General features: G+C 71.3%; 24 protein-coding genes and 6 tRNA genes. 11 read left to right on the top strand and 19 right to left on the bottom strand.

Annotated elements, in window-relative coordinates; translation table 11 throughout:
• Nucleotides 1-25: 25 nt before the first annotated feature.
• The 5 genes from GC092_RS07000 to GC092_RS06980 form a co-directional block, all read right to left on the bottom strand.
• Complete coding sequence (locus GC092_RS07000) at nt 26-595, bottom strand: nucleoside/nucleotide kinase family protein (RefSeq protein WP_324014614.1); 570 nt, start codon at nt 593-595, stop codon at nt 26-28.
• Entirely contained in the window at nt 579-899 is a 321-nt protein-coding gene (locus GC092_RS06995) for a hypothetical protein (RefSeq protein WP_271172056.1), read from the bottom strand. Before GC092_RS06995 ends, GC092_RS07000 begins: the two co-directional genes overlap by 17 nt.
• Nucleotides 900-930: 31 nt before the next feature.
• Entirely contained in the window at nt 931-2193 is a 1263-nt protein-coding gene (gene dinB / locus GC092_RS06990; protein WP_324014612.1) for a DNA polymerase IV, read from the bottom strand.
• Between the two features lie 92 nt (nt 2194-2285).
• Nucleotides 2286-3047, bottom strand: coding sequence for a YebC/PmpR family DNA-binding transcriptional regulator (locus tag GC092_RS06985; RefSeq protein WP_271172058.1), 762 nt, complete (start codon nt 3045-3047; stop codon nt 2286-2288).
• Nucleotides 3048-3149: 102 nt separating this feature from the next.
• A complete protein-coding gene (locus GC092_RS06980) occupies nt 3150-4052 on the bottom strand; it encodes a L,D-transpeptidase (protein ID WP_324014610.1) in 903 nt (300 codons plus the stop codon).
• Nucleotides 4053-4124: 72 nt separating this feature from the next.
• Here GC092_RS06980 and pdxY point away from each other — a divergent pair, with 72 nt between their 5' ends.
• A complete protein-coding gene (gene pdxY / locus GC092_RS06975) occupies nt 4125-4976 on the top strand; it encodes a pyridoxal kinase PdxY (RefSeq protein WP_324014609.1) in 852 nt (283 codons plus the stop codon).
• 39 nt (nt 4977-5015) lie between these two features.
• On the opposite strand, the gene pdxT is transcribed toward pdxY, so the two are convergent.
• Together pdxT and pdxS are read right to left on the bottom strand one after the other, a co-directional pair.
• Nucleotides 5016-5612, bottom strand: coding sequence for a pyridoxal 5'-phosphate synthase glutaminase subunit PdxT (pdxT, locus tag GC092_RS06970; RefSeq protein ID WP_324014607.1), 597 nt, complete (start codon nt 5610-5612; stop codon nt 5016-5018).
• A 2-nt stretch (nt 5613-5614) separates the two neighbouring features.
• The gene (gene pdxS / locus GC092_RS06965) at nt 5615-6505 is read right to left on the bottom strand and encodes a pyridoxal 5'-phosphate synthase lyase subunit PdxS (protein ID WP_324014606.1); all 891 of its coding nucleotides are present in this window, start codon (nt 6503-6505) and stop codon (nt 5615-5617) included.
• A gap of 102 nt (nt 6506-6607) precedes the next feature.
• Between pdxS and GC092_RS06960 the strand changes: the two genes are divergently transcribed.
• The gene (locus GC092_RS06960) at nt 6608-7936 is read left to right on the top strand and encodes an aminotransferase class I/II-fold pyridoxal phosphate-dependent enzyme (RefSeq protein ID WP_324014604.1); all 1329 of its coding nucleotides are present in this window, start codon (nt 6608-6610) and stop codon (nt 7934-7936) included.
• Nucleotides 7937-8208: 272 nt separating this feature from the next.
• Here GC092_RS06960 and GC092_RS06955 read toward each other — a convergent pair whose 3' ends face one another.
• The 7 genes from GC092_RS06955 to GC092_RS06925 form a co-directional block, all read right to left on the bottom strand.
• Nucleotides 8209-8781, bottom strand: coding sequence for an HIT family protein (locus GC092_RS06955; protein ID WP_271172064.1), 573 nt, complete (start codon nt 8779-8781; stop codon nt 8209-8211).
• 1 nt (nt 8782) lies between these two features.
• A complete protein-coding gene (gene thrS, locus GC092_RS06950) occupies nt 8783-10711 on the bottom strand; it encodes a threonine--tRNA ligase (RefSeq protein ID WP_324014863.1) in 1929 nt (642 codons plus the stop codon).
• A 135-nt stretch (nt 10712-10846) separates the two neighbouring features.
• Nucleotides 10847-10918: transfer RNA gene (locus GC092_RS06945), tRNA-Val, on the bottom strand.
• Between the two features lie 36 nt (nt 10919-10954).
• Nucleotides 10955-11027: transfer RNA gene (locus GC092_RS06940), tRNA-Gly, on the bottom strand.
• A gap of 1 nt (nt 11028) precedes the next feature.
• Nucleotides 11029-11100: transfer RNA gene (locus GC092_RS06935), tRNA-Val, on the bottom strand.
• Nucleotides 11101-11128: 28 nt separating this feature from the next.
• Nucleotides 11129-11199, bottom strand: a tRNA-Cys gene (locus tag GC092_RS06930).
• 50 nt (nt 11200-11249) lie between these two features.
• Nucleotides 11250-11322 (bottom strand) — tRNA-Gly (locus GC092_RS06925).
• Nucleotides 11323-11519: 197 nt separating this feature from the next.
• Between GC092_RS06925 and GC092_RS06920 the strand changes: the two genes are divergently transcribed.
• The 3 genes from GC092_RS06920 (at nt 11520) to GC092_RS16130 (ending at nt 12600) form a co-directional block, all read left to right on the top strand.
• Nucleotides 11520-11595: transfer RNA gene (locus GC092_RS06920), tRNA-Val, on the top strand.
• A 155-nt stretch (nt 11596-11750) separates the two neighbouring features.
• Nucleotides 11751-12410, top strand: coding sequence for a sugar O-acetyltransferase (locus GC092_RS06915; protein ID WP_324014602.1), 660 nt, complete (start codon nt 11751-11753; stop codon nt 12408-12410).
• Entirely contained in the window at nt 12397-12600 is a 204-nt protein-coding gene (locus GC092_RS16130) for a DUF2180 family protein (protein ID WP_416383297.1), read from the top strand. Before GC092_RS06915 ends, GC092_RS16130 begins: the two co-directional genes overlap by 14 nt.
• Here the strand turns inward: GC092_RS16130 and GC092_RS06910 are convergent.
• The 3 genes from GC092_RS06910 to zapE all read right to left on the bottom strand — a co-directional run bounded on the left by GC092_RS06910 (nt 12576) and on the right by zapE (nt 15736).
• Nucleotides 12576-13181, bottom strand: a complete 606-nt coding sequence (locus tag GC092_RS06910) for a type II toxin-antitoxin system PemK/MazF family toxin (protein WP_324014600.1) — start codon at nt 13179-13181, stop codon at nt 12576-12578. The two genes, GC092_RS16130 and GC092_RS06910, sit on opposite strands and share 25 nt — an antisense overlap.
• A gap of 77 nt (nt 13182-13258) precedes the next feature.
• A complete protein-coding gene (locus GC092_RS06905) occupies nt 13259-14521 on the bottom strand; it encodes an ammonium transporter (RefSeq protein WP_324014598.1) in 1263 nt (420 codons plus the stop codon).
• Between the two features lie 192 nt (nt 14522-14713).
• Nucleotides 14714-15736 (bottom strand): cell division protein ZapE, encoded by a 1023-nt coding sequence (gene zapE, locus GC092_RS06900; protein ID WP_324014597.1) that lies wholly within the window; start codon nt 15734-15736, stop codon nt 14714-14716.
• Between the two features lie 111 nt (nt 15737-15847).
• On the opposite strand from zapE, the gene GC092_RS06895 reads away from it, so the two are divergent.
• Together GC092_RS06895 and GC092_RS06890 are read left to right on the top strand one after the other, a co-directional pair.
• Nucleotides 15848-16753, top strand: a complete 906-nt coding sequence (locus GC092_RS06895) for a sulfurtransferase (RefSeq protein WP_324014596.1) — start codon at nt 15848-15850, stop codon at nt 16751-16753.
• 10 nt (nt 16754-16763) lie between these two features.
• Nucleotides 16764-17201 (top strand): SufE family protein, encoded by a 438-nt coding sequence (locus tag GC092_RS06890; protein ID WP_324014594.1) that lies wholly within the window; start codon nt 16764-16766, stop codon nt 17199-17201.
• A 6-nt stretch (nt 17202-17207) separates the two neighbouring features.
• Here the strand turns inward: GC092_RS06890 and GC092_RS06885 are convergent, their stop codons facing one another.
• Complete coding sequence (locus GC092_RS06885) at nt 17208-18413, bottom strand: alpha/beta hydrolase family protein (RefSeq protein ID WP_271172070.1); 1206 nt, start codon at nt 18411-18413, stop codon at nt 17208-17210.
• Nucleotides 18414-18438: 25 nt separating this feature from the next.
• Between GC092_RS06885 and GC092_RS06880 the strand changes: the two genes are divergently transcribed.
• The 4 genes from GC092_RS06880 to GC092_RS06865 all read left to right on the top strand — a co-directional run bounded on the left by GC092_RS06880 (nt 18439) and on the right by GC092_RS06865 (nt 23651).
• Nucleotides 18439-19014 (top strand): DUF3000 domain-containing protein, encoded by a 576-nt coding sequence (locus tag GC092_RS06880; RefSeq protein WP_271172071.1) that lies wholly within the window; start codon nt 18439-18441, stop codon nt 19012-19014.
• On the top strand, nt 19011-20225 hold the full coding sequence (locus tag GC092_RS06875) for a ribonuclease D (protein ID WP_324014593.1): 1215 nt from the start codon (nt 19011-19013) through the stop codon (nt 20223-20225). Before GC092_RS06880 ends, GC092_RS06875 begins: the two co-directional genes overlap by 4 nt.
• Nucleotides 20226-20298: 73 nt before the next feature.
• The gene (locus tag GC092_RS06870) at nt 20299-21507 is read left to right on the top strand and encodes a thiolase family protein (RefSeq protein WP_324014591.1); all 1209 of its coding nucleotides are present in this window, start codon (nt 20299-20301) and stop codon (nt 21505-21507) included.
• A 5-nt stretch (nt 21508-21512) separates the two neighbouring features.
• On the top strand, nt 21513-23651 hold the full coding sequence (locus GC092_RS06865) for a 3-hydroxyacyl-CoA dehydrogenase NAD-binding domain-containing protein (RefSeq protein ID WP_324014862.1): 2139 nt from the start codon (nt 21513-21515) through the stop codon (nt 23649-23651).
• Between the two features lie 60 nt (nt 23652-23711).
• On the opposite strand, the gene dxs is transcribed toward GC092_RS06865, so the two are convergent.
• Nucleotides 23712-25673, bottom strand: coding sequence for a 1-deoxy-D-xylulose-5-phosphate synthase (gene dxs, locus GC092_RS06860; RefSeq protein WP_324014590.1), 1962 nt, complete (start codon nt 25671-25673; stop codon nt 23712-23714).
• Nucleotides 25674-25761: the final 88 nt, after the last annotated feature.

Genomic DNA, 25761 nt, shown 5'->3' with positions numbered 1-25761 from the left:
TCGAACGGGATGCGCGTGCCCCTGATCAGCGGGTCAGGAGGGCGAGATCCGCGCGCGCCTCGGGCGCCTCGCTCGCGATGTGCGCGTCCTCCTGCGCAGCCCACATGTCCCAGTAGGGCGCGAAGCCGTCGCCGTCGCGCGCGAGAGCGCGCTCGCGACGCAACGCGGCCTCGGCATCGAGCCAGACGCTCGCATCCGCGACCTCTGCGGAGGCGGGTGTGAGCGCGCCGCATCCCTCCACGACGAGGGGCCGATCCGGATCGACACGGACCTCGGCGCCCGCGAACGTGCCGAGGGCCCAGTCGAAGCGCCGGTACCGTCCGACGGAGCCGGCGGCGTGCGGAGCGAGCACGAGGGCGCACGCGAGCGCCGCGCCCTCCCGCAGTCCGCCCCACCCGGGGTAGAGCTCGTCGAGCGAGACGAGCTGCGCTCCCGGCCACGCCTCCACGACGAGCCGCGCGAGCGTCGTCTTCCCGGCGCCGCTGCGGCCGTCGACGACCACCCTCCGCGCCGCCCTCGCGTCGATGAGCGCGCGCACGTGGTGCGCCGCCTCCGAGATCGCGACCTCGGCGCGCTCGCTACTTCTTGAGGGCACGGATGAGCTTGGCGAGCACGCGGCCGGTGACCCACACGAGCGGGATCGCGACCGCGAGCGTCGCAATGAGGTTCGGCTCGAAGCGCAGCTCGCCGTCGCGTCGCACGTACGCGCCCACGGGCGCCGAGAAGCCGCCGCCTCCGCCTCCGCCGTTGCCGGCCTCGTCGGAGCCGCCGCCGAAGCCGGTCCACGTCGCCGCGACGGGGACGAAGCGCTCGCCGTCGAGCTCCTGGGGCTCGCCGTAGGCGGCGGTGACGCCGAGGTTCGCGGAGATCTTGCCGATTTCGAGGGCGATGTTGGGCATGTCCCCACGCTACCGGGGCGAGCCGCGCCTGTCAGTCGGAATCCTCCGGCGGGCGCGGCGTGCGGGGCACCTCCGGATGCCGCTCCGCGCGCCCGAGGAAGGCCGCGCGGGTCACAGCGCCGTCGCCGAAACGGCTCACGGCGTCGTCGAGCGTGCCCTCCACGCGCTTCCAGTCGGCGTCCTCATCCCACAGGGCGAGGGCCGACGAGCCCGCCTCGCGGAGGCGCTCGGCGCGGACGCCGATGAGACGCACGGCCTGGCGCAGCTCGACCGCCCCGAGCAGCTCGCGCGCGACCTCGCCGATCCGCTGGCCGAGCGCGGTCGGCTCGGCCAGCGCCTGGGAGCGCGTGATCGTCGCGAAGTCGGCGAAGCGCACCTTGATCGCGACGCCGCCCGCCTCCACGCCGCCGCGGCGCAGCCGCACGGCGACCCGATCGGCGAGGCGCAGCAGCTCGGCTCGGAGCAGCTCCACGTCGGAGACGTCGCTGTGGAACGTCTCCTCGTGCGAGATGCTCTTCTCGACGCGCGTCGTCTCGACCTCTCGTGCGTCCTCGCCGCGCGCGAGCGCGTGCAGCCTGTGGGCGGACGCCTGCCCCAGGGCGCGCGCGAGGACGGGCAGCGGCGTGTCGCGCAGATCGGCGATCGTCCGGATGCCGCGCCCTTCCAGCACCTCGGCCGCCTTCGGCCCCACGCCCCACATCGCGCGCACGGGCCGCGCCCCGAGGAACTCGAGGGTCCGGTGCCCGGGGACGACGAGCATCCCGTCGGGCTTCGAGATCGTCGATGCCATCTTCGCGACGTGCTTGGTCGCGGCGACGCCGACGCTGCACGTGATGCCCGCCTCGTCCTTCACGCGCGCGCGGATGAGCTGCGCGATGCGCCCCGGGCTCCCCCAGAGCCGGCGGGCGCCGCGCACGTCGAGGAACGCCTCGTCGATCGAGAGCTGCTCCACGAGCGGCGTGAAGCTGCGGAAGATCTCCATCACCTGGGCCGAGACGGCCCGGTAGCGGTCGAAATGGGGTGGCACGATGAGCGCGTGCGGGCACAGGCGGATGGCCTGGCTCACGGGCATCGCGGACCTCACCCCGTAGCGGCGCGCCTCGTACGACGCGCTCGAGACGACCGAGCGGCCATCCGGAGCGCCGATGATGATCGGCTTGCCCGCCAGGGTCGGGTCGTCGAGCACCTCGACCGCCGCGTAGAACGCGTCCATGTCGACGTGCAGGATCCCGGTGCCGCTGTCGTCGGCCCCGTCGGCCGACACGAGCCTGCCCGTGCCGTCTGCCCGCCCCATGCGTCCATCCTCCCCGTCACCGCCGACATCCGCCCCGGACGGAGCGAGGGCGGAGGCTCGCGCCTCCGCCCTCGCTCACCGGGATCCGGTCGTCACTCGTCGTCTTCCTCGAGCTCGGCCTGCACCTCGGGCGTCAGGTCCATGTTCGTGAAGACGTTCTGCACGTCGTCGCTGTCCTCGAGCGCGTCGATGAGGCGGAACACCTTGCGCGCGGTCTCGGCGTCGACCTCGACCTTGAGGTTCGGCACGAACTCGGCGTCGGCCGACTCGTACTCGATGCCCGCCTCCTGCAGCGCGGTGCGGACGGCGACCATGTCGCTCGCCTCGGTGATGATCTCGAATCCGGCGGGGTGCGGCTCGATCTCCTGCGCGCCGGCCTCGAGCGCGGCCAGCATGACGTCGTCCTCGCTGACGCCCTCCGAGGAGGCGACGATGACGCCCTTGCGCTCGAAGTTGTACGCGACGCTGCCGGGGTCGGCCATGTTGCCGCCGTTGCGCGTCATCGCCGTGCGCACCTCGGCGGCCGCGCGGTTCTTGTTGTCGGTGAGGCACTCGATGAGCATCGCGATGCCGCCGGGCGCGTAGCCCTCGTACATGATCGACGTGTACTCGACCGCCTCGCCGCCGATGCCGGCGCCGCGCTTGATCGCGCGGTCGATGTTGTCCTTCGGGACCGACGTCTTCTTCGCCTTGAGGACGGCGTCGAAGAGGGTCGGGTTGCCCTGCAGGTCGGGGCCGCCGAGCTTGGCCGCGACCTCGATGTTCTTGATCAGCTTGGCCCACGACTTGGCACGCTTGGCGTCGATGACCGCCTTCTTGTGCTTGGTCGTGGCCCACTTGGAATGCCCGGACATAGATCTCCCGCTCGTCTGACTGCGCGACCGCGCGCTGCGCGCGCCGTCCAGGACGATTCTATTCGCTCGCGCCGAACTGCTCGTGCGGGCGGCGCACGGCGCTCACTCGCGGATGTAGACGGGGGTCCCCGCGGGCAGCTCGGCCAGGCGCGCGATCGCCTCGCCGCCCAGGCGGATGCATCCGTTCGAGATGGGCCCCGACCGCACGTCGTGGTAGTGGAACGCGGTCACGGCGACGCTCTGCCCGTCGAACCCGTCGAGCGTCGGCGACTGCGCCGACAGGTAGACGATCGGCAGCCCCGCCGTGTACGCCAGCTCCGGCACGGCCCGCGTGAGCATGATGAAGGAGCGCCCGAGAGGCGTGGGCGTCGCCGTCGTCCCCGACGCGAAGTCCGTCGCGACGCGCTCGGCGCCATCCGGCGTGACGATGTCGATCGTGCGGTCGCCGAGGTCGACCTCGACGCGCGCGGCGTTCGCGCTCAGCTCGACGTCGGCCATCCGCAGCCATCCCGCGACCTGGCGCGCGTCGCCCTGCGACGGCGTGCTCTGGCGCCCGACGAGGAGCACCTTGACCCAGTGCTCCTCTCGCTCGACGACCGGGACGACCGTGCCTTCGAAGGGCAGCTCGCGCGCGAGCGCCGCGACCGGCTCGCCCTCGGGATCCGCGAAGACCGGGGCGCCCTCGCCGAGCGGACGAGCGGACAGCGACGCGGTCTCGCCGTCGGGGTCGTCGTCCAGCGGGAGCTCGGGGATCACCGCGAAGACGTCGAGCGCCGGCAGCGCCCCGAGGTCGTACTCCTCGGTGTTCGCCGGATGCCCCGTGGGCGTCGGAGTCGGAGTCGGCGTGGGCGTGGGCGTCGTCGAGACCGACGCGGATGGCGTCGGCTGCGCGGCCGGCTCGGCCTGCGGCTGCAGGACGGACCAGAGGAACACCGCCACGAGGCCCAGCACCACGAGCCCGATCGCGCTCCACGCGATCGCGACCCCGCGTCGACGCCCGTCCACGGCTTCCCCCCTCGTCCGCGTCCATTCCACCACGCCGATCGGACGCGCGGGCGGCGATGAGATGATCTCAGGATGAAGATCCTCTCGATCCAGTCGGCCGTCGCGTACGGGCACGCCGGCAACTCCGCCGCCGTCTTCCCCATGCAGCGCATCGGCGTCGAGGTGCTCCCCGTCTACACGGTCAACTTCTCCAACCACACCGGCTACGGCGCGTGGCGGGGCCCGCTCATCCCGCCGGCCGACGTGGCCGAGGTCATCCGCGGCGTCGAGGAGCGCGGCGCCTTCGCGTCGCTGGACGCGGTGCTCTCGGGATACCAGGGCAGCGAGGGCATCGCCGATGTGATCATCGACGCCGTGGCACGCGTCAAGGAGGCCAATCCCGCGGCCGTCTACGCGTGCGACCCCGTCATGGGCAACGCGAAGTCGGGCTGCTTCGTCGCCCCGGCGATCCCCGACCTCCTGCGCGAGAAGGTCGTGCCCGTCGCCGACATCATCACGCCCAATCAGTTCGAGCTGGGCTTCCTGACCGGCACGGCGCCCGACACGCTCGAGTCCACGGTCGCAGCGGCCGACGCCGCGCGCGACATGGGCCCCCGCACGGTGCTCGTCACCTCGGTCGAGCGCCCCGACCGGCCCGAGGGCACGATCGAGATGATGGTGGTCGACGACGACGGCGCGTGGGTCGTGCAGACGCCGCACCTCCCCATGAAGGCGAACGGCTCCGGCGACGTGACGGCCGCCCTCTTCACCTCGCACTATCTCGCGACGCGGTCCGCGCCCGATGCGCTCGCGCGCACCGCGTCGAGCGTCTTCGGCCTTCTCGAGCAGACGCTCGCCGCGGGCGACCGCGAGCTCCAGCTCGTGCAGGCGCAGGAGCACTTCGCGCATCCGCGACTCGAGTTCGCGGTTCGCCAGGTGCGCTGACGCCGCAGCGGCAGGGCCGCCGTGCGGACCCTGCCGCGCTCAGGCCGCGCGCTGCACGCGAGCGAGGAAGCGGCGGTGCAGCCGCTCCTCCCCCGAGACCTCCGGATGGAAGGAGATGCCGAGGAGGCCATCCTGCTCCACCGCGACCACGCGGCCGTCCGGGAGCGCAGCGATCGCCTCGGCGTGCGCGCCGACCTGCTCGACCACCGGCGCGCGGATGAACGTCGCGTGCACGGGAGGCGCGCCGAGCACCGGAATAGACAGCTCCGTCTCGAACGACTCGACCTGTCCGCCGAACGCGTTCCTGCGCACGGTGACGTCGAGCCCGCCGAACGTCTGCTGACCCTCGATGCCGTCGCTGATCCGGTCGGCGAGCAGGATGAGCCCCGCGCACGTCCCGAATGCGGGCATCCCCGCGCGGATGGCCGCCACGAGCGGCTCGCGGACGTCGAAGGCGCGCGCGAGCTTGTCGATCACGCTCGACTCGCCACCGGGGAGGACGATGCCGTCGATCTCGTCGAGCTGCTCGGGCCGACGCACGCGCACGACGTGCGCGCCGAGGTGCTCGAGCACGGCGACGTGCTCGCGCACATCCCCCTGCAGCGCGAGCACGCCGACGCGCGGTGCGGTGGGCACGGCTACCAGCCGCGCTCGGCGAGGCGATGCGGCGCCGGCAGGTCGGAGACGTTGATGCCGACCATGGCCTCGCCGAGGCCGCGCGACGCCTCGGCGACCACCTTGGGGTCGTCGTAGAACGTCGTGGCCTTGACGATCGCCGCCGCGCGCTTGGCCGGCTCGCCCGACTTGAAGATGCCGGAGCCGACGAAGACGCCGTCCGCGCCGAGCTGCATCATGAGGGCCGCGTCGGCGGGGGTCGCCACCCCGCCGGCCGTGAAGAGCACGACCGGCAGCTTGCCCGTCTCCGCGATCTCCGCGACGAGCTCGTAGGGCGCCTGCAGCTCCTTGGCCGCGACGTAGAGCTCGTCCTTGGTCTTCGAGCGGAGCACGTTGATGTCGCTCGTGATCCGGCGGATGTGCTTGGTCGCCTCGGAGACGTCGCCCGTGCCGGCCTCGCCCTTCGAGCGGATCATCGCCGCCCCCTCGGTGATGCGGCGCAGCGCCTCGCCGAGGTTCGTCGCGCCGCACACGAACGGCACGGTGAATCCCCACTTGTCGATGTGGTTGACGTAGTCGGCCGGCGAGAGCACCTCGGACTCGTCGATGTAGTCGACGCCGAGCTTCTGCAGCACCTGCGCCTCGACGAAGTGCCCGATGCGCGCCTTCGCCATCACCGGGATCGAGACGGACGCGATGATCTCGTCGATGAGGTCGGGGTCGCTCATGCGGGCGACGCCACCCTGCGCGCGGATGTCTGCGGGCACGCGCTCGAGCGCCATGACGGCGACCGCTCCCGCGTCCTCGGCGATGCGCGCCTGCTCGGCCGTCACGACGTCCATGATGACGCCGCCCTTGAGCATCTCGGCGAGTCCGCGCTTGACGCGCCCGGTTCCAGTGGTGGCAGTGGCCACGGTGCTTCCTTTCACGTCGTCGCCGTCCGGCGACAGTCGGGTACATTCGGGCTTTTGACCTAGGTCAAACCGTAGCATGGTGCGGGCCGTAGACTCGGCGGAATGGAACAGGGCGTCATCGAGATCACGGGCCGCTCCGCGTCGGACATCGCCGACAGCGTGCGCGCCCTCCTCGAACGCGGCCGGCTCCGGCCCGGCGACGCCCTTCCCCCGGTCCGCTCGCTCGCCGAGCATCTCGGCGTGAACCGCAACACCGCCGTCGCCGCGTACCGTCAGCTCGCCCAGGCGGGGATCGTCCTCACGCAGGGGCGTGCGGGCACGCGGATCGCCGACCGCTCCCCCGTCGCTCAGGAGGGCTATGCGACCGACAGCGTGCTGCGCGACGTCGGGACGGGCAATCCCGATCCCGCTCTGATCCCCGACATGTCGCACGCGCTCGCCTCGCTCGCCGGCCGCCCGGTGCTCTACGGAGAGCCCGTCATCGACCGAGAGCTCGAGGAGCGCGCCCGCACGTGGATGAGCCAGGACCTCGCACCGGCAGGCCCTCCGCGTCTCACGATCACGAGCGGCGCCGTCGACGCGGTCGAGCGCCTCCTCGCACAGGCCCTCATGCGCGACGACGCGGTCGCCCTCGAGGACCCGTGCTTCCTCGCGAGCATCCAGACCGTCCGACTCGGCGGCTACCGCGCGGTGCCCGTGCCGGTCGACGCCGAGGGGATGACGGTCGACGGACTGCGTCACGCGCTCGAGCAGGGGGTGCGCGCCATCGTCTGCACCCCGCGCGCGCAGAACCCGACCGGCGCCGGGCTGTCACCCGCGCGCGCAGCGGACCTCCGCGCCGTGCTGTCCGACCATCCGTACGTCCTCGTCATCGAGGACGACCACTTCTCTCTTCTGTCGCGCAGGCCGTACCACTCGATCATCGGCCCCGCGCACCGGCGCTGGGCGCTCGTGCGCTCGGTCTCCAAGTTCCTCGGGCCCGACATGTGCCTCGCGGTGACCGCGTCCGACCCCGAGACGGCGGACCGTCTCGCGCTGCGGCTGAGCCCCGGGACGACGTGGGTCAGCCATCTCCTCCAGCGTCTGACCATCGCGCTCCTCACCGACCCGGTCGCGCTCGCGACCATCGAGCGCGCCGGCGCGCACTACGCCGAGCGGAACGCGGCGTTCGCGCGGCGCCTGTCGCGCCACGGCATCGAGGTCGACCCCGGTGATGGGCTGAGCCTCTGGGTGCCGCTCCCGGCGCCGGCCCGCGCCGTCTCCGAGCAGCTCATGCGCCGCGGCTGGCTGGCGCGGACGGGTGACGACTTCGTGCTCGACGACGCCGCGACGCCGTCGCACCACCTCCGCCTGACGGTGCACGGCCTCGCCGACGACGATGCCGAGGCGCTCGCCCGAGACCTTGCCGCCGCGTGCCGGGCGGCGCGCTGACCGGGCGCTTGCGTTTCGACTCGCTCCGCTCGCTCAACGACCGGGGGCGGCTCGCTGCGCTCGCTGAGTCGCGTTTCGACTCCTCGCTGGCGCTCGTCGCTCAACGACCGGGGGCGGCTCGCTGCGCGCGCTGAGTCGCGTTTCGACTCCTCGCTGGCGCTCGTCGCTCAACGACCGGGGGCGGCTCGCTGCGCGCGCTGAGTCGCGTTTCGACTCCTCGCTGGCGCTCGTCGCTCAACGACCGGGGGCGGCTCGCTGCGCTCGCTGAGTCTCTAGTGGTACTCGGGCCAGGCGCCGGCGATGGCCGAGCGGACCTCGCCGAGGAGCTGCGGGAGCGCCTTCGTCTTCGCGATGATCGGGAAGAAGTTCGCGTCGCTGGCCCAGCGGGGCACCACGTGCTGGTGGAGGTGCTCCTCGACGCCCGCGCCCGCGACGTGGCCCTGGTTCATCCCGATGTTGAAGCCGTCGCACCGGGACACGGAGCGGAGCACGCGCATCGCCGTCTGCGTGAGATAGGCGATCTCAGCCGTCTCGTGCGGGTCCGCCTCGTCGTACAGGCCGATGTGGCGATACGGGCACACGAGCAGGTGCCCCGAGTTGTACGGGAAGAGGTTGAGCAGCACGAAGGCGTGCTCTCCCCTGTGCACGATGAGGGCGTCCTCGTCGCTCTTGCCCGGCGCCGCGCAGAACGGGCAGCCCGTGCCGCGGTTCGCGTCCGCGCCCGCGTTGATGTACGCCATCCGGTGCGGCGTCCAGAGTCGCTGGAACGCATCGGCCGACGACGGGAAGTCAGACGACGGCTCGAGGCGCGCGAACTCCTCGCGCGCCTCGTGCTCCTCGGTCATGTCAGAGGTCCTCGTCCGTCAGGATGAGCTTCTTCTCGGCGATCGCGCCCGTGACGAGGCGCACCGCCTCGTCGATCGGGACGCCGTTGCGCTGCGATCCGTCGCGGAAGCGGAACGACACCGTGCCGGCCGAGCGGTCCTGCTCCCCCGCGATGAGGATGAGCGGAACCTTGCCGGTCGAATGCGTCCGGATCTTCTTCTGCATGCGGTCGTCGGAGCGATCGACCTCCACGCGCACGCCCTCGACCCGCAGGCGCTGGGCGACGTCCTCGAGGTAGGGCGCGAACTCATCGGCCACGGGCACGGCCACGACCTGCTGCGGCGCGAGCCAGACCGGGAAGTCGCCCGCGTAGTGCTCGAGGAGGATCGCGAAGAAGCGCTCGATCGAGCCGAACAAAGCTCGGTGGATCATGATCGGCCGCTGCTTCGACCCATCCGCCGCGGTGTACTCGAGGTCGAAGCGCTCCGGGAGGTTCGGGTCGACCTGGACGGTCGACAGCTGCCACACACGGCCGATCGCGTCGCGCGTCTTGAGGTCGATCTTGGGACCGTAGAACGCGGCCTCTCCGGGGACCTCGGTGAGCTTGAGCCCGCTCGCGACCGCGACATTGCGCAGGGCGTTCGTCGAGTACTCCCAGAACTCGTCCGAGCCGATCCACTTGGCCTTCTCGTCATCGCGCATCGACAGCTCGAGCTCGAAGTCGTCGAGGCCGAAGTCGCGCAGCATCGAGATGATGAACTCGAGCACCTTCGTGACCTCGGCCTCGAGCTGCTCGGGGGTCACGAAGAGGTGGGAGTCGTCCTGCGTGAAGCCGCGCACGCGCGTGAGGCCGTGCAGCGCGCCGGACAGCTCGTTGCGGTAGACCGTCCCGTTCTCCGCGAACCGCAGCGGGAGGTCGCGGTAGCTGCGCGCGCGCTCCTTGTAGATGAGGATGTGCATCGGGCAGTTCATGGGCTTCAGGTAGTAGTCCTGGCCCTGCTTCGTGATGTTGCCGTCCTCGTCGCGCTCCTCGTCCATGACGATCGGCGGGAACATCCCGTCCTTGTACGTGACGAGGTGGTTCGAGGTGAGGAACAGGTCCTCCTTCGAGATGTGCGGCGTGTAGACGTAGGTGTAGCCGCCCTCGATGTGAAGTCGACGCGCGTGCTGCTCCATCTCGCCGCGCACGATCCCTCCGCGCGGGTGCCAGACCGACAGGCCCGACCCGATCTCGTCGGGGAACGAGAAGAGGTCGAGCTCCTTGCCGAGCTTGCGGTGGTCGCGACGCGCGGCCTCCGCGAGGCGGTCCTGATAGGCCTTCAGGTCATCCTTGGTGGGCCACGCCGTGCCGTAGATGCGCTGGAGCTGCGGGTTCTTCTCGCTGCCGCGCCAGTACGCGCCCGCGACCCGCACGATGTCCCAGCCGTTGCCGAGCAGGCGCGTGGAGGGCACGTGAGGGCCGCGGCAGAGGTCCTTCCACTGCGTCTCGCCGCTCTTCGCGTCGACGTTGTCGTAGATGGTCAGCTCGCCGGCGCCGACCTCGACGCTCGCCCCCTCCGCGGCCTCCTTCTTGCCGCCCTTGAGGCCGATGAGCTCGAGCTTGAACGGCTCGTTGGCGAGCTCGGCCTGCGCCTCCTCGTCCGTGACGACCCGGCGGACGAACCGCTGGCCCTCCTTGACGATGCGCTGCATCTCCTTCTTGATCGCCTTGAGGTCGTCGGGGGTGAACGGCTCGTCGACGCCGAAGTCGTAGTAGAAGCCGTCGGCGATGAACGGGCCGATGCCGAGCTTCGCGGCGGGGTTGATCTTCTGCACCGCCTGCGCGAGCACGTGCGCGGTGGAGTGGCGCAGGATGTTCAGTCCGTCGGGGCTGTCGATCGTCACCGGCTCCGTCGTCTGCGTCTCCGCGACCTCGGCTGCGAGGTCCTTCAGCTCACCGTCGACGCGCATGGCGACGACGTTCTTCTCGGGGTACAGGTCGAATCCGGTGGTCACTCGACCATCCTAGTTGCGCCGCCTCCGTGGGCTCGCACCGCGTGCACCCGCGAGAACGACGAAACCCCCGCCGAAGCGGGGGTTCTCGAGTGGGCGATACTGGGATCGAACCAGTGACCTCTTCCGTGTCAGGGAAGCGCGCTACCGCTGCGCCAATCGCCCAAAGGAACAGGGCCCCACGAGGGGGCCCTGTGCGCGAGCGGATGACGAGACTCGAACTCGCGACCCTCACCTTGGCAAGGTGATGCGCTACCAACTGCGCTACATCCGCGTGCGCGATACTGGGATCGAACCAGTGACCTCTTCCGTGTCAGGGAAGCGCGCTACCGCTGCGCCAATCGCGCTCATCAAGAGCTATTCAGTTGTCGAGCGAGGTGGCGACGGGATTCGAACCCGTGTAAACGGCTTTGCAGGCCGGTGCCTCGCCTCTCGGCCACGCCACCGCGGGGATCGAACCCACGTGCCTGGATCCCTTTCGGAACCCCTGCACTCGAGCGGATGACGAGACTCGAACTCGCGACCCTCACCTTGGCAAGGTGATGCGCTACCAACTGCGCTACATCCGCATTTCGCCCCCGGAGTCTCGCTCCGGGCACTTGCACCACTTTAGCCCACGTTCCACGACCGGCCAAACCACGACCCGGATCCGGGCGTGTCACCGACCGTTCACGTGCGACACGCGAGACGGGCGACCGGGTTCGCCTGGGCCGAGCCGATCCGGTATGCTCGACACCTGTGCCGCTGAGGCACGACAACTCCACATGGGCGATTGGCGCAGTTGGTAGCGCGCTTCCTTCACACGGAAGAGGTCATCAGTTCGAGTCTGGTATCGCCCACCATGAGAAGCCCCCGGTCCCGCCGGGGGCTTCGTCGTCTTCCCCGCCCGCGCGGTACGCGAGCAGGGCCGCGCGGTGACCGGCATCGCATGAGAGACCATTGCCCTCCCTCCGGAGCATGCTATATGTTGGCACTCCCAACCAATAGGAGGCCTCCCATGGACCGCATCGCCGAACCGCCGCCCACGATGCCCGTGCTCGCCGCGCAGGACGAGGACGTGCGCAGTCTGCTCTCGGGCGGGTGGATCCGGTATCGGACCTCTCCCGCTCTCCAGGACCTCTCGTGGAGAGCGCACGCGCTGTGCGCGCGGATCGGACAGATCTACCACGACGATCTCGACGAGGCTCGCCGTCTGTTCCGCGAGCTCGTGCCGGGCGCCGGAGACGGGATCGACTTCCGGCCGCCGCTGAGCATCGACTACGGCGAGCGGCTCGTGATCGGCGACCGCACGTTCATCAACGCCGACTTCCTCGTCGTCGGAGGCGGACTCGTCACGATCGGCGAGGACACGCTCATCGGCCCCCGCTGCGCGATCTACACCCCCAACCACGCGGAGGACATCGCGAGCAGGGTCGAGGGGTGGGAGCTGCCAGAGCCCGTGACGATCGGCAGCAGGGTGTGGCTCGGAGGCTCCGTCACGATCACCCCTGGCGTCACGATCGGGGACGACGCCATCATCGGGGCGGGATCCGTCGTCACCCGCGATATCCCCGCCGGCGTCGTCGCCGTCGGGAATCCGTGTCGCCCGGTTCGCGAGATCACGACCGCCCGGCGTGCGCCCGGCTCAGCTCAGGAGACGGCCGATGCGCTGTCATGACTGCGACGCGGTCGGCGTCGAGAGCGTGGCACTCGCGGTCTGCACCGAATGCGGCGCGGGCCTGTGCTCGGCCCACGCGCACGAGCTCACCACCGAAGTGCAGCCCCTCACCCTGGGGAACCCGACGGTGCGCACGGTGCGCCGGCTCCGGTGCGGGCCGTGCGCCTACTCCCCCGTGCGCCAGCCGTAGCGGCGCACGAGCTCCTGAGCGACGCGCTCGAACCGCCGACGGTCGAGCTCCGCCGCCTCGCGCCGCATCCCGTCGACGTGGACGCTGTAGAGCTGATCGAGATCGACCCAGGACTCGCGGCCCTGGGCATCCCACTCCCCCGAGCCGATCGAGACGTACTCGCGGTCGCCGTCGTGCGACTTGCTCGTGAGCTTCACGGCGTACGAGCGATCGGACGAGTGCCGGCCGAGGACGAGGACGGGCCGGTCCTTGCCTCTCCCGTCGTTCTCGGCGTACGGCACCCAGGTCCAGATGATCTCGCCGCCGTCGGGCGCGCCGTCGCGATCGGGAGCGTAGGTGAGGACGAGGTCTCGGACATCGCCCGGATCCACCTCGACCGTCTGCACGCCGGAGCGCGCGTCGGCCGCCTGCGGCGGGACCTCGCGCGCCGCCTCGCGCGCGGGGCGCGGCGCCCGCGGGGCCGAGGGCCGGTCGTCGTCGCGCTTCCGCGCGGACCCTGCCTTCCGCTGAGGCTTCGTCGCCTGCGCGAGGACGTCGAGCGCGATGCCGGCGAGCATGCCGAGGAATCCCTGTCTTGCCACGCCGTCACCCTACCGGTGCCGACGCGCACGAGGACGCCCCGACCATCCGGCCGGGGCGTCCTGGAGAGGAGATGGGATCAGCGCACGTCGAGGACGTACCCCTCCTCGCCGTGCAGAACGGTGTCGATGCCGGCGACCTCGTCCTCGTTCTTCACGCGGAAGCCGATCGTCTTCTCGATCGCGAAGCCGATGATGTAGGCGAGCACGAAGGAGTAGATGAGGACGGCGACCGCCGCGATCACCTGGACGAGCAGCTGCGCGCCGTTGCCGCCCATGAACAGGCCGGTCTCGTTCGCGAAGAAGCCGAGGTAGATGGTTCCGATGAGGCCGCCCACGAGGTGGATGCCCACGACGTCGAGCGAGTCGTCGAAGCCCCAGCGGTACTTGAGCTCGATCGCGAGCGCGCACACCGCGCCCGAGATGAGGCCGAGCAGGATGGCCCAGATCGGGTGGACCGACGCGCAGGCCGGCGTGATCGCGACGAGGCCCGCGACGGCGCCCGAGGCAGCGCCGACCGAGGTCGCCTTGCCCTCCTTGATCTTCTCGACGACGAGCCAGGCCAGGAGCGCGGCGGCGGGTGCGGCGATCGTGTTGACGAAGGCGAGGGCGGCGGTGCCGTCCGCGGCGAGCTCGGAGCCCGCGTTGAAGCCGAACCAGCCGAACCACAGCAGCCCGGCGCCGAGCAGCACGAACGGCGGGTTGTGCGGAACGTGCGCGCCCTTCTGGAAGCCGACGCGCTTGCCGAGCACGAGCGAGAGCGCGAGGGCCGCGGCGCCCGCGTTGATGTGCACGGCGGTGCCGCCCGCGAAGTCGATCGCGCCGACGCCGAACACCTCCTGCATGCCGTAGGTGATCCATCCGCCGTATGCGAACGAGCCGTCGTCGGCGAGACCGAAGTTGAAGACCCAGCTCGCGACCGGGAAGTAGACGACGGTGGCCCAGATGCCCGCGAACGTCATCCACGCGCCGAACTTCGCGCGGTCGGCGATAGCGCCGGACACGAGGGCGACCGTGAGGATGGCGAACGTCGCCTGGAACGCGACGAACGCGAGCGGCGGGTACGCCGCGTCCTCGGGCGTCTCGAGCAGGCTGTCGAGGCCGAGCGCCGTCCAGTCGATCGACCACGGTGCGACGAGGCCCTCGGCGCCGGGGAACGCCACGGCATAGCCGTAGAGCACCCAGAGGACCCCGATGAGGCCCATCGCCCCGATGCTCAGCATCATCATGCTGATGACGCTCTTGGCCTTCACGAGTCCGCCGTAGAAGAACGCCAGCCCGGGCGTCATCAGCAGGACGAACGCCGCGGCGATCAGCATGAACGCTGTGTTGCCTTGATCCATGTGCTTCTCCAGATCGAGTGTGGGGACCCCGGCGAGCCGTCGGGTCGAGAGGTTCGCTCGACCGGGTGGACTCAGTGTCCCGACAGCGCGTTACCCGTCTGGTGCGGCTGGTGTTTCCGATGTGTTACGAGGATCGGCGTTCCGTAAACATCGTGTTTCGGCGCCCTGGGGAGGACCTCGGGCAGCAGCGCGTCACGCGTGCGTCGACGCGACCAGACGCGAGATCGCGCGGAGGTACTTCTTGCGGTAGCCCCCTGCGAGCATGTCGGCGCCGAACACGTCCTCGAGCGGTGCGCCCGTGGCGCGGATCGGCAGCTCGGCGTCGTAGACGCGGTCGACGAACGCGACGAAGCGCAGCGCCTCCGACTGGTCGGTGAGCTGGCGCACGTCGCGCAGGCCCACGGCGCTGAGGCCGTCGATGAGGCGGATGTAGCGCGACGGGTGGACGCGGGCGAGGTGCGAGATGAGCGCATCGAAGCCGTCGTCGGAGGCCGAGCCGCCCGCGCCCGCGAGCGCCGCGTCGTACTCCGCGTCGTCGAGGACGACGGCGTGCCCGTCGAGGGATCGCTGGCGGAAGTCGACGCCGTCGATCCTCAGGGTGCGGAAGCTGTCGGACATCGCGTGGATCTCGCGGAGGAAGTCCTGCGCGGCGAAGCGCCCCTCGCCGAGCGCGTTCGGCGGGGTGTTGCTCGTCGCCGCCAGACGCGTCCCCGACGCCACGAGCTCGCCGAGGAGCCGCGTCATCACCATCGTGTCGCCCGGGTCGTCGAGCTCGAACTCGTCGATGCACAGCAGCGCCGATCCGCGCAGCAGCTCGACCGTGTTCTTGTAGCCCAGCGCGCCGACGAGGGCGGTGTACTCGATGAACGAGCCGAAGTGCTTCCGCCGGGCGGGGACCGCGTGGTAGATCGCGGCGAGCAGGTGCGTCTTGCCGACGCCGAACCCGCCGTCGAGGTACACGCCGGGCTTGGTCTCCGGGAGCTTGGGCCTGCGCGAGAAGAGCCCGCCGCGCCGCGCGGGCTGGGCCCCCGTCGCGAACCGCTCGAGCTCCTCCTTCGCCTCCTGCTGCGAGGGATAGTCGGGGTCGACGCGGTACGACGCGAACGTCGCGTCGTCGAACTGCCGCGGCGGCACGAGGCTGGCGAGCATCTCCTCGCCGGACAGCTGCGGATGGCGGTCGGCGAGGTGGACGATCTCGGTCGCGGTGGAGGTCATGGGTCCTCAGATGTCTGTCGGTTACGCGCCCCGGCCGACAGGCCGAGCCGCACCGTGCTCGCGGGCCGTAGGCTCGAAGACGGGTCCCCACAACGATAACGAGGAGCAGCCATGGCCGTCGCACCGGATGAGTCGCAGGAGAAGTTCGCCGCGTACGCCGAGCCGTGGCGGCTGGTCTCGACCCAATGGCTCGAAGAGCACCGCGGCGAGCCGGGTCTCGTGGTCGTCGAGTCGGACGAGGACGTCCTCCTCTACGAGACCGGCCACATCCCGGGCGCCGTCAAGATCGACTGGCACACGGAGCTGAACGACCCGGTCGTGCGCGACTACCTCGACGGCGCGGGCTTCGCCGAGCTCCTCGGCCGCAAGGGCATCTCCCGCGACGACACGGTGGTGATCTACGGCGACAAGAGCAACTGGTGGGCCGCCTACGCCCTCTGGGTGTTCTCGCTCTTCGGGCACGAGGACGTCCGTCTCCTCGACGGAGGGCGCGATCGCTGGATCGCCGAGGGCCGTGAGCTCACGACGGAGCGCACGGTGCGCGCGGCCGTCGAGTACCCCGTCGTCGAGCGCGACGACGCCACCCTGCGCGCGTTCAAGGACGACGTCCTCGCGCATCTCGGCGCGGGTCCGCTCGTCGACGTGCGGTCCCCCGAGGAGTACACCGGCGAGCGCACGACCGCTCCCGCGTACCCCGAGGAGGGAGCGCTCCGCGCCGGCCACATCCCCACGGCCCGCAGCGTGCCGTGGGGGCGCGCCGTCGCGGAGGACGGCGGCTTCCGCCCGCGCGCCGAGCTCGAGGCGATCTACCGCGACGAGATCGGCCTGCAGGACGACGACGACATCGTCGCGTACTGCCGCATCGGCGAGCGCTCGAGCCACACGTGGTTCGTCCTCAAGCACCTCCTCGGCTTCCCGAAGGTCCGCAACTACGACGGATCCTGGACCGAGTGGGGCAGCGCCGTCCGGGTGCCGATCGCGACGGGCGGCGAGCCAGGGGCGCTCCCCGCGCAGTAGTCTGGGGCGGATGACCGACCACGCGCTCCCCGACGCCCTCGCGGAGATCCGCGACGAGTTCCTCGCGCTCGATGAGCCCGAGCGTCTCCAGCTCCTCCTCGAGTTCGCGAACGAGCTCCCGGAGATCCCCGCGCGCTACGCCGATCACCCGGAGCTCACCGAGCGCGTCGCGGAATGCCAGTCGCCCGTGTTCATCGTGCTCGAGGTCGATGCCGATCGCCGCGTCGCGATGCACGCCACCGCGCCCGCAGAGGCGCCCACGACGCGCGGCTTCGCGAGCATCCTCGCTCAGGGGCTCACGGGCCTCACCGCCAACGAGGCCCTCGCGGTGCCCGATGACTTCCCGCAGACCCTCGGCCTCACCCGCGTCGTGTCGCCGCTGCGGATCTCGGGAATGACCGGGATGCTCCTGCGCGCCAAGCGGCAGATCCGCTCGCGTCTCGTCTGAGGCGGCTCAGGCCCCGCCGACGTCGGGCACGAGCGCCTGAGTGCGCAGCCAGGAGCGGATCGCGCTGTTCCAGCGGTGCTCGTCGAAGTTCCACAGCTTCGTGTGGCGCGCCGTGTGGAAGCGCTCGAGCGTCACGAGGTCGGGGCGCTCGGACGCGAGCCGGTGCGAGGCGTCGGACGGCACGAACCCGTCGTCGTCGCTGTGCAGGAGCAGGATCGGATGCCGCAGCTCCTCCGCGCGGGACACGATGTCGAGGTCGTCGAGCGAGATCGGGTCGCCGTGGCGCACGACCCGCGACGTCCACTCCTGTCCGAGCGCGCCCATCGCGAGCCGGGTGAAGGGCGACGGGACGCGCAGCTCGCGCGCCTGGAATCCCAGCACGAGCCGCCAGTCCACGACCGGCGACTCCAGCATGACGCCCGCGATCGCGTCGGCGTGCGCCGAGTTGAGCGCGACCTGAAGGACGATCGCCCCGCCCATCGACCACCCCATCAGGACGATCCGGCGGGCTCCGCGCCGCAGCGCCCACGCGACGGCGGCGTCGACGTCGCGCCACTCGGTCGCGCCGAGACCGTACCGGCCCGAGCGGCTGCGCGGCGCCTCGCCGTCGTTCCGGTACGAGACGCACAGGACGGGGAGCCCCTCCTCATGGAGGACGGGAACCGCGCGGAGCACCTCGGCGCGGGTCGTCCCGCGCCCGTGGACCGCGACGACCCACGTGTCCGCATCTGGATCCTCGGCCGGGAAGTACCACGCGGGGCACGGCCCGACCGGCGCGCCGATGAACTCGGTCGTGAACGGGAGGTGGAGCTCCTCGGCGCGCTCCCAGTACCAGCCGCTGAAGGCGGCGTACGGCCCGATCTGCGAGCTCGAGTCGACCTGCGTGAGCAGCTTCCTCCGCACGCGCTGCCCGTCCTCCGCGAGGACCGCACCGAGCTTCAGGTAGTGCTCTGATCCGCCCGTGAAGAGCCCGTATCGCCCGGGGAGGACCGTATCGGGCGTGCGCGAGAGCGTGATCGTCTGCGCGCCGGTGTCGAACCCGTGGACGGCGACGTCGGCCACGCGCGGGCCGGGCGTGACCGCCTTGCGCGCGATCCGCAGCGAGACGTAGGCGACGGCGCCCGCCACGCCGGCGAGCATGGCGGCGAGCACGGTGAGAGCGGAGCGGAGACCGATGAGGACCGGGGATGCGGCGCGCCTGGGGGTGTTCATGGCACCCTCACTCTAATCTGTCGACGTGACGGGAGATCGGGCGCGCTCAGACGCCTTCGCGGAGGCGGAGGCGGCCGTGCGCTCGGCGACGTTCCGGGGCGATCTCACCGTGCGCGACATCCCGTCGCCGCAGGGTCTGGCGCCCTTCAGCATCGCCCTCGCCGCCGATGTCCGACCCGACGACCACGGCGACTCGCCGTACGGGACCGGCCGGCTCATCCTGCTCCACGACCCCGACGGGCAGGAGTCATGGGGCGGCAGCTGGCGCATCGTGACGTTCGCCCAGGCTCCCCTCGAACCCGAGATCGGGACCGATCCGCTCCTCGCGGATGTCACCTGGTCGTGGCTCGTCGACGCGCTGGAGACCCGCGGGGCGCCGTACCACTCCCCCTCCGGCACCGCGACGAAGATCCTGTCGAAGGGGTTCGGGGCACTCGCCGCCGAGGGCGACGGCGCGCAGATCGAGCTGCGCGCCTCGTGGTCGCCCGTCGGATCGTTCCGCTCCCACGTCGAGGCCTGGGCCGAGCTCGTCTGCATGCTCGCCGGCCTCCCGCCGGGGTCGGAGGACATCGCCGTGTTCGGCGCCCGGAGGCCCAGATGACCGACCAGCAGCCGGCAGCGGACTTCCCCGTGATCGACGACCCCGCGGTCTTCGCCGAGGCTGTCGAGCGCCTGGCCGCGGGCACCGGCCCCGTGGCCGTCGACGTCGAGCGCGCCTCCGGTTTCCGCTACTCGCAGCGCGCCTACCTCGTGCAGCTCTACCGTCGCGACGGCGGCGTCCTGCTCGTCGACCCGATCGCGGTTCCCGACGTGACGGCCATCCAGCGCCTCCTGGGCGACGAGGAATGGGTGTTCCACGCGGCGAGCCAGGACCTGCCCTCCCTCCGCGAGCTGGGGCTCGACCCTCGACGCATCTTCGACACGGAGCTCGCCGCCCGCCTCCTCGGCTGGGAGCGCGTCGGCCTCGGCGCCGTCGTCGAGGCCGCGCTCGGGATCGAGCTCGCGAAGGCGCACTCGGCCGCCGACTGGTCGACCCGGCCCCTCCCGCGCGCGTGGCTCGAGTACGCGGCGCTCGACGTCCTCCACCTCGTCGACGTGCGCGACCGGCTGGAGGCAGAGCTCAAGGCGTCGGGCAAGGCCGAGTTCGCCCGTCAGGAGTTCGAGGCGACGCTCGCGCGCGAGCCGAAGGCGCCGCGCCCCGACCCGTGGCGGCGCCTGAGCGGACTGCACAAGGTGCGCGGCCGTCGCAATCTCGCGGTCGCTCGTGAGCTGTGGCGCGCGCGCGAGGAGCTCGCGCAGGCTCAGGACGTCTCGCCCGGTCGACTCGTGCCCGATCGCGCGCTCGTCGCCGCGGTGCTGGCCATGCCGCGCACGAAGCAGGCCCTCGCCGGCATCCGCGAGTTCACCGGCCGCGCGAGCCGGACCGAGCTCGACCGCTGGTGGAACGCGATCGTCGCCGGACGCGAGAGCGACGACCTCCCTGCCGAGCGGGTCCCGAGCGATGCGCTGCCGCCACATCGGGCATGGGCCGACCGCAACCCCGAGGCCGACCAGCGGCTCAAGCAGGCTCGGCCCGACGTCGAGGCGAAGGCCGCCGAGCTGTCGATGCCCACGGAGAACCTCCTCACCCCCGAGACGCTGCGCCGGGTGGCGTGGGAGCCGCCCGCCGTCGTGGATGCCGCCACGGTCGGCGACGCCCTCCGCACACAGGGAGCCCGCCCCTGGCAGATCGAGGCCACCGCCGACCTCATCGCCGCCGCGTTTGTGCGCGCCGCGCAAACGCCCGGAGAGCAGGGCGATCCGGCTTCGTAGGTTCATCCCAATCGATGCGGAGACGCGCGCCCGCCCGTGCCTAGGCTGAGGTCAACTGACACAGGGAGGCAGAGTGGCCGAGCTTTCGGATGTCTACTTCGTCGATGGCGTGCGGACCCCGTTCGGGCGCGCCGGCGAGAAGGGCATGTACGCCAACACCCGAGCCGACGACCTCGTCGTCAAGGCGATGATCGGGCTCATGGAGCGCAACGGCGGCGTCCCCGCCGACAGGATCGACGACGTCGCCATCGCGGCCACGTCGCAGACAGGAGACCAGGGCCTGACCCTCGGCCGCACCGTGGCCATCCTCGCGGGACTCCCGCAGACCGTGCCGGGCCTCGCGATCGAGCGGATGTGCGCGGGCGCGATGACGGCGGTCACCACGATGGGCGCGTCGATCGGCGTCGGCATGTACGACCTCGCCATCGCGGGCGGAGTCGAGCACATGGGCCGGCACCCCATCGGGTCGAACGCCGATCCGAATCCACGCTTCGTCGCCGAGAAGCTCGTCGATCCCGGCGCGCTCAACATGGGCGTCACCGCCGAGCGCATCCACGACCGGTTCCCGCACCTCACGAAGGAGCGCGCCGACCGCTTCGGCATGCTGAGCCAGCAGAAGGTTCAGGCGGCCTACGACGCCGGGCGCATCCAGCCCGATCTCGTCCCGGTCGCGGTGGCGCGCCCTGACGGAGCGTGGGCGCTCGCCACCGAGGACGAGGGACGCCGCCCCGAGACGACGATGGAGGGCCTCGCCTCGCTCAAGACGCCGTTCCGGCCGCACGGGCGCGTCACCGCGGGGACGTCGTCGCCGCTCACCGACGGCGCGACCGTGAGCCTGCTCGCCGGGTCGGCCGCGGTCAAGGAGCTCGGCCTCGCGCCCAAGATGCGGATGGTCTCCTTCGCGTTCGCGGGCGTCCAGCCGGAGATCATGGGCATCGGCCCCATCCCCTCGACCGAGAAGGCCCTCGCGAAGGCGGGGCTCACGATCGACGACATCGGCCTGTTCGAGCTCAACGAGGCCTTCGCGATCCAGGTGCTCTCGTTCCTCGACCACTTCGGGATCGCCGACGACGACCCGCGGGTCAACCCCTGGGGCGGCGCCATCGCGGTCGGGCATCCCCTCGCGGCATCCGGCGTGCGCCTCATGATCCAGCTCGCTGCGCAGTTCGCCGAGCACCCCGAGGTGCGCTACGGCCTCACCGCGATGTGCGTCGGGCTCGGTCAGGGCGGCAGCGTCGTGTGGGAGAACCCGCACTACACCGGCAAGAAGAAGCGGAAGTGAGCACGATGACCGACTACTCCTCCATCGACTTCTCCGGGCTCGAGGCGCTCACGGCCGACGAGGTCGTCACGCACTCCCTCGTCAGCGACATCCGCACGCGCGGGGGTCGCACGATCGCGCTCATCACGCTCCACAACGGGCGCGACCACAAGCGGCCGAACACGATCGGCCCGCGCACGCTCGCGGAGCTCGACGGCGTGCTCGAGACGCTGCGGGCGCGCGCCGCGGCCGGCGAGATCGATGCGGTGGCGATCACGGGCAAGCCGTACATCTTCGCCGCAGGGGCCGACCTGTCGCAGATCAGCGCTCTGCGCGAGCGGAAGGACGCGCTGCTCATCGCGCAGCAGGGCCACCACGTCCTCGGCAAGCTGTCGGACCTCGGCGTGCCGTCGTTCGCGTTCGTGAACGGGCTGGCGCTCGGCGGCGGGACGGAGATCGCCCTCAACTCCACCTACCGGACCGTCGACTCGTCGGCCGCCGCGATCGCGCTGCCCGAGGTGTTCCTCGGGCTCGTCCCCGGCTGGGGCGGCGCCTATCTCCTCCCGAACCTCATCGGGATCGAGAACGCGCTCGAGGTGGTCATCTCGAACCCGCTCAAGCAGAACCGCACGCTCAAGCCGCAGCAGGCGTTCGAGCTCGGCATCTTCGACGCGATCTTCCCGCCCGCGAACTACCTCGAGGACTCTCTCGCCTGGGCCGACGGCGTGCTCGCCGGGACGATCAAGGTCGAGCGCAGGAACGCTCCGGGAAAGATCGAGCGCCTGACGAAGTGGCCCGTCGCGATCAAGGTCGCGCGCGGGATGCTCGAGAGCCGCATCGGCACGGTCCCCCGCGCGCCCTACCGCGCGCTCGATCTGCTCGACAAGGCGCGCTCCGGCACCCGCGCCGAGGGATTCGCGCGCGAGGACGAGGCGCTCGCCGACCTCATCGCGGGCGATCAGTTCGCCGCGTCGATGTACGCGTTCGACCTCGTGCAGAAGCGCGCGAAGCGGCCCGTGGGCGCCCCCGACCGCTCGCTCGCCCGCAAGGTCACGAAGGTCGGCGTCATCGGCGCGGGCCTCATGGCGAGCCAGTTCGCACTCCTGTTCCTGCGTCGGCTCGAGGTGCCCGTGCTCATCACCGACGTCGATCAGGCGCGTGTCGACAAGGGTCTCGCGTACATCCACGAGGAGATCGCGAAGCTCGAGCAGAAGGGGCGGCTGGACGGCGACGCCGCGAATCGCCTCCGCGCGCTCGTGCACGGCACGATCGACAAGGCCGAGTACGCGGACTGCGACTTCGTCATCGAGGCCGTGTTCGAGGAGACGAAGGTCAAGCAGGACGTCTTCGCCGAGATCGAGCGGATCGTCTCGCCGGAGGCGATCCTCGCGACGAACACGTCGTCGCTCTCGGTCGAGGAGATCGGCTCGGTGCTCGCGCACCCCGAGCGCCTCGTCGGCTTCCACTTCTTCAACCCGGTCGCGGTCATGCCGCTCATCGAGGTCGTCCGCACGCCGCAGGCGAGCGTGGAGGCGCTCGCGACGGCATACGCGGTCGCGAAGGACCTCCGCAAGAACGCGATCGGCTCGGCGGACGCTCCGGGCTTCATCGTCAACCGCCTGCTCGCGAAGGTCATGGGCGAGGCTGCACGCGCGATCGACGAGGGCACGCCGCTGATGACGGTCGAGCGCGCCTTCGCGCCCCTCGGCCTTCCGATGACGCCGTTCCAGCTCATCGACCTCGTGGGCTGGAAGGTCGCAGCCCACGTGCAGGACACGATGGTGTCGCACTTCCCCGACCGCTTCCACGCCTCGGCGAACCTGCACGCTCTCGCCGACCTGCCGCAGGCGGTCGAGAAGGACAGGTCCGGTCGGGTCACCGGCTGGACGAAGGACGCGCAGAAGGCGCTCTCGGTCGGCTCCTCCCCTGTCTCCGAGCAGGAGATCCTCCGTCGTGTCGAGGACGAGCTCGCGCGCGAGATCCGGATCATGCTCGACGAGGGCGTCGTCCCCGAGGTCGAGGACATCGACCTCGCGCTCATCCTGGGCGCCGGATGGCCGTTCATCGACGGCGGCGCCTCGGTCTACCTCGACCGCGTCGGCGCATCCGAGCGCGTGTTCGGCGGCACGTTCCACGATCCCGTGATCCGCGGCGTCGACGCCTGAGTCGGCGATCGAGGCGACGACAGCGGGGCGCACCGACACGGTGCGCCCCGCTGTCGCGTCTCAGGAGCTGTTCGCGATGCGGCCGATCTGTCCGGTCACGGTCGGCACGCCGCGGCCGTCCTTCTCCGGCCGCGCGACGGGCACGCGGGTGCCGAGCACCTGCGCGACGACGTCCTGGGCGATCTTCGCGGGCGTGAGGCCCGCATCGGCGAGCACCTGATCGCGCGAGGCGTGGTCGATGAAGGCGTCGGGAAGTCCCAGCTCGTCCACCGCGGTGTCGACGCCCGCCTCGCGCAGCACCTGGCGCACGCGCGTCCCGATGCCGCCGACGCGGATGCCGTCCTCGAGGGTGATGACCAGTCGGTGACGCGAGGCGAGCTCGACGATCGACGCGGGAACCGGGACGACCCACCGCGGGTCGACGACGGTCGCGCCGATGCCCTGTGCCCTGAGCCGCCGTGCGACGTCGAGCGCGGTCTCGGCGAAGGTGCCGATCGCGACGATGAGGACGTCCTCCTCGTCACCGCGCGCGAGCACGTCCACGCCGTCGGCAAGGCGCTCGATCGCGGGGATCTCCTCGCCGACCGCCCCCTTCGGGAAGCGGACCACGGTGGGCGCGTCATCGACCGCGACGGCCTCGCGCAGCTCCTCGCGCAGCCGCTCCCCGTCGCGGGGTGCGGCGAGCCGGATGTGCGGGACGATGTGCAGGAGCGCGAGGTCCCACATGCCGTGGTGGCTCGGCCCGTCGGGGCCGGTGACGCCTGCGCGGTCGAGGACGAACGTCACCCCGGCGCGGTGCAGGGCGACGTCCATGAGGACCTGGTCGAATGCGCGGTTCACGAAGGTCGAGTACAGGGCGACGACGGGGTGCAGGCCGCCGTAGGCGAGCCCCGCAGCTGACGCGACGGCGTGCTGCTCGGCGATCCCGACGTCGTACACGCGATCGGGGAAGCGCTCGGCGAACGGAGCGAGTCCCGTCGGCCGCAGCATCGCGGCCGTGATCGCGATCACCTCGGGGCGCTCCTCGCCCACCTGCACGAGCTCGTCGGCGAACACCTCGGTCCAGCCGCGGCCAGCGGAGGCGCCGATCGGGTCGCCCGTGGCGGGGTCGATGCGCCCGACGGCATGGAACTGGTCGGCCTCGTCGTCGAGGGCGGGCTGGTACCCGCGCCCCTTCTCGGTGATCGCGTGCACGATCACGGGCGCGCCGAACGCCTTCGCGAGCTCGAGCGTCTCGATGAGCGCAGGCAGGTCGTGGCCGTCGACCGGGCCGAGGTACTTGATGTCGAGCTGCGAGTACAGCTGACTGTTGTTCGTGAGACGCGACAGGAAGCCGTGGGTCCCCCCGCGCACGCCGCGATACAGTGCGCGGCCGGCCGCGCCGAACTTGCCCGCGAGCCGACCGGACTTCTCGCCGAGGTCGCGGTACACCTCGCCCGTGCGCACGCGGTTCAGGTAGCGGGCCATGCCGCCGATGGTCGGTGCATACGACCGGCCGTTGTCGTTCACGACGATGACGAGGTTGCGCTCGTTGTCGTCGGTGATGTTGTTGAGCGCCTCCCAGGTCATGCCGCCCGTGAGCGCGCCGTCGCCGACGACGGCCACGACATGCCGATCGCTGCGGCCCGTGCGCTGGAACGCGCGGGAGATGCCGTCCGCCCAGCTCAGCGAGCTCGACGCGTGGGAGGACTCGACGACGTCGTGCTCGCTCTCCGAGCGCTGCGGGTAGCCCGCGAGGCCGCCTCGGGAGCGGAGGCCGGAGAAGTCCTGCCGACCGGTCAGGAGCTTGTGCACGTAGGACTGGTGCCCCGTGTCCCAGATGATCGGGTCGCTCGGGGAGTCGAAGACGCGGTGCAGCGCGATCGTCAGCTCCACGACGCCGAGGTTCGGTCCGAGGTGGCCGCCGGTGCGCGCGACGTTCTCGATGAGGAACGCGCGCACCTCCTCCGCGAGCGTCGCGAGCTCATCGTGCGAGAGCGCGTCGAGGTCGCGGGGCCCCCGGATGCGGTCGAGCAGAGTCATGCTCCGAGCCTACGCCGGGCACCTGGGAGACGGCGCGCGACGGGCCCGGCGACGACGACGGCCCCGGGATCGCTCCCGGGGCCGTCGA

It is taken from the genome of Microbacterium sp. JZ37 (genome assembly GCF_035188445.1).
Taxonomy (GTDB): domain Bacteria; phylum Actinomycetota; class Actinomycetes; order Actinomycetales; family Microbacteriaceae; genus Microbacterium; species Microbacterium barkeri.
The sequence above is the reverse complement of the archived record's forward strand: the minus strand, read 5'-3'. Positions and strand labels throughout refer to the sequence as shown.

Bases quoted from the DNA above. Each gene is read 5' to 3' on its own strand.
- GC092_RS06905 (WP_324014598.1), bottom strand. From the start codon at position 14,521: ATGGATCAAGGCAACACAGCGTTCATGCTGATCGCCGCGGCGTTCGTC.
- GC092_RS06915 (WP_324014602.1), top strand. From the start codon at position 11,751: ATGGACCGCATCGCCGAACCGCCGCCCACGATGCCCGTGCTCGCCGCG.
- GC092_RS06865 (WP_324014862.1), top strand. From the start codon at position 21,513: ATGACCGACTACTCCTCCATCGACTTCTCCGGGCTCGAGGCGCTCACG.
- dinB (WP_324014612.1), bottom strand. From the start codon at position 2,193: ATGGGGCGGGCAGACGGCACGGGCAGGCTCGTGTCGGCCGACGGGGCC.
- GC092_RS06890 (WP_324014594.1), top strand. From the start codon at position 16,764: ATGACCGACCACGCGCTCCCCGACGCCCTCGCGGAGATCCGCGACGAG.
- GC092_RS06955 (WP_271172064.1), bottom strand. From the start codon at position 8,781: ATGACCGAGGAGCACGAGGCGCGCGAGGAGTTCGCGCGCCTCGAGCCG.
- GC092_RS06985 (WP_271172058.1), bottom strand. From the start codon at position 3,047: ATGTCCGGGCATTCCAAGTGGGCCACGACCAAGCACAAGAAGGCGGTC.
- dxs (WP_324014590.1), bottom strand. From the start codon at position 25,673: ATGACTCTGCTCGACCGCATCCGGGGGCCCCGCGACCTCGACGCGCTC.
- pdxY (WP_324014609.1), top strand. From the start codon at position 4,125: ATGAAGATCCTCTCGATCCAGTCGGCCGTCGCGTACGGGCACGCCGGC.
- GC092_RS16130 (WP_416383297.1), top strand. From the start codon at position 12,397: ATGCGCTGTCATGACTGCGACGCGGTCGGCGTCGAGAGCGTGGCACTC.
- GC092_RS06885 (WP_271172070.1), bottom strand. From the start codon at position 18,413: ATGAACACCCCCAGGCGCGCCGCATCCCCGGTCCTCATCGGTCTCCGC.
- GC092_RS06960 (WP_324014604.1), top strand. From the start codon at position 6,608: ATGGAACAGGGCGTCATCGAGATCACGGGCCGCTCCGCGTCGGACATC.
- GC092_RS06995 (WP_271172056.1), bottom strand. From the start codon at position 899: ATGCCCAACATCGCCCTCGAAATCGGCAAGATCTCCGCGAACCTCGGC.
- GC092_RS06875 (WP_324014593.1), top strand. From the start codon at position 19,011: ATGACCGACCAGCAGCCGGCAGCGGACTTCCCCGTGATCGACGACCCC.
- zapE (WP_324014597.1), bottom strand. From the start codon at position 15,736: ATGACCTCCACCGCGACCGAGATCGTCCACCTCGCCGACCGCCATCCG.
- GC092_RS06895 (WP_324014596.1), top strand. From the start codon at position 15,848: ATGGCCGTCGCACCGGATGAGTCGCAGGAGAAGTTCGCCGCGTACGCC.
- thrS (WP_324014863.1), bottom strand. From the start codon at position 10,711: ATGCGCGTCGACGGTGAGCTGAAGGACCTCGCAGCCGAGGTCGCGGAG.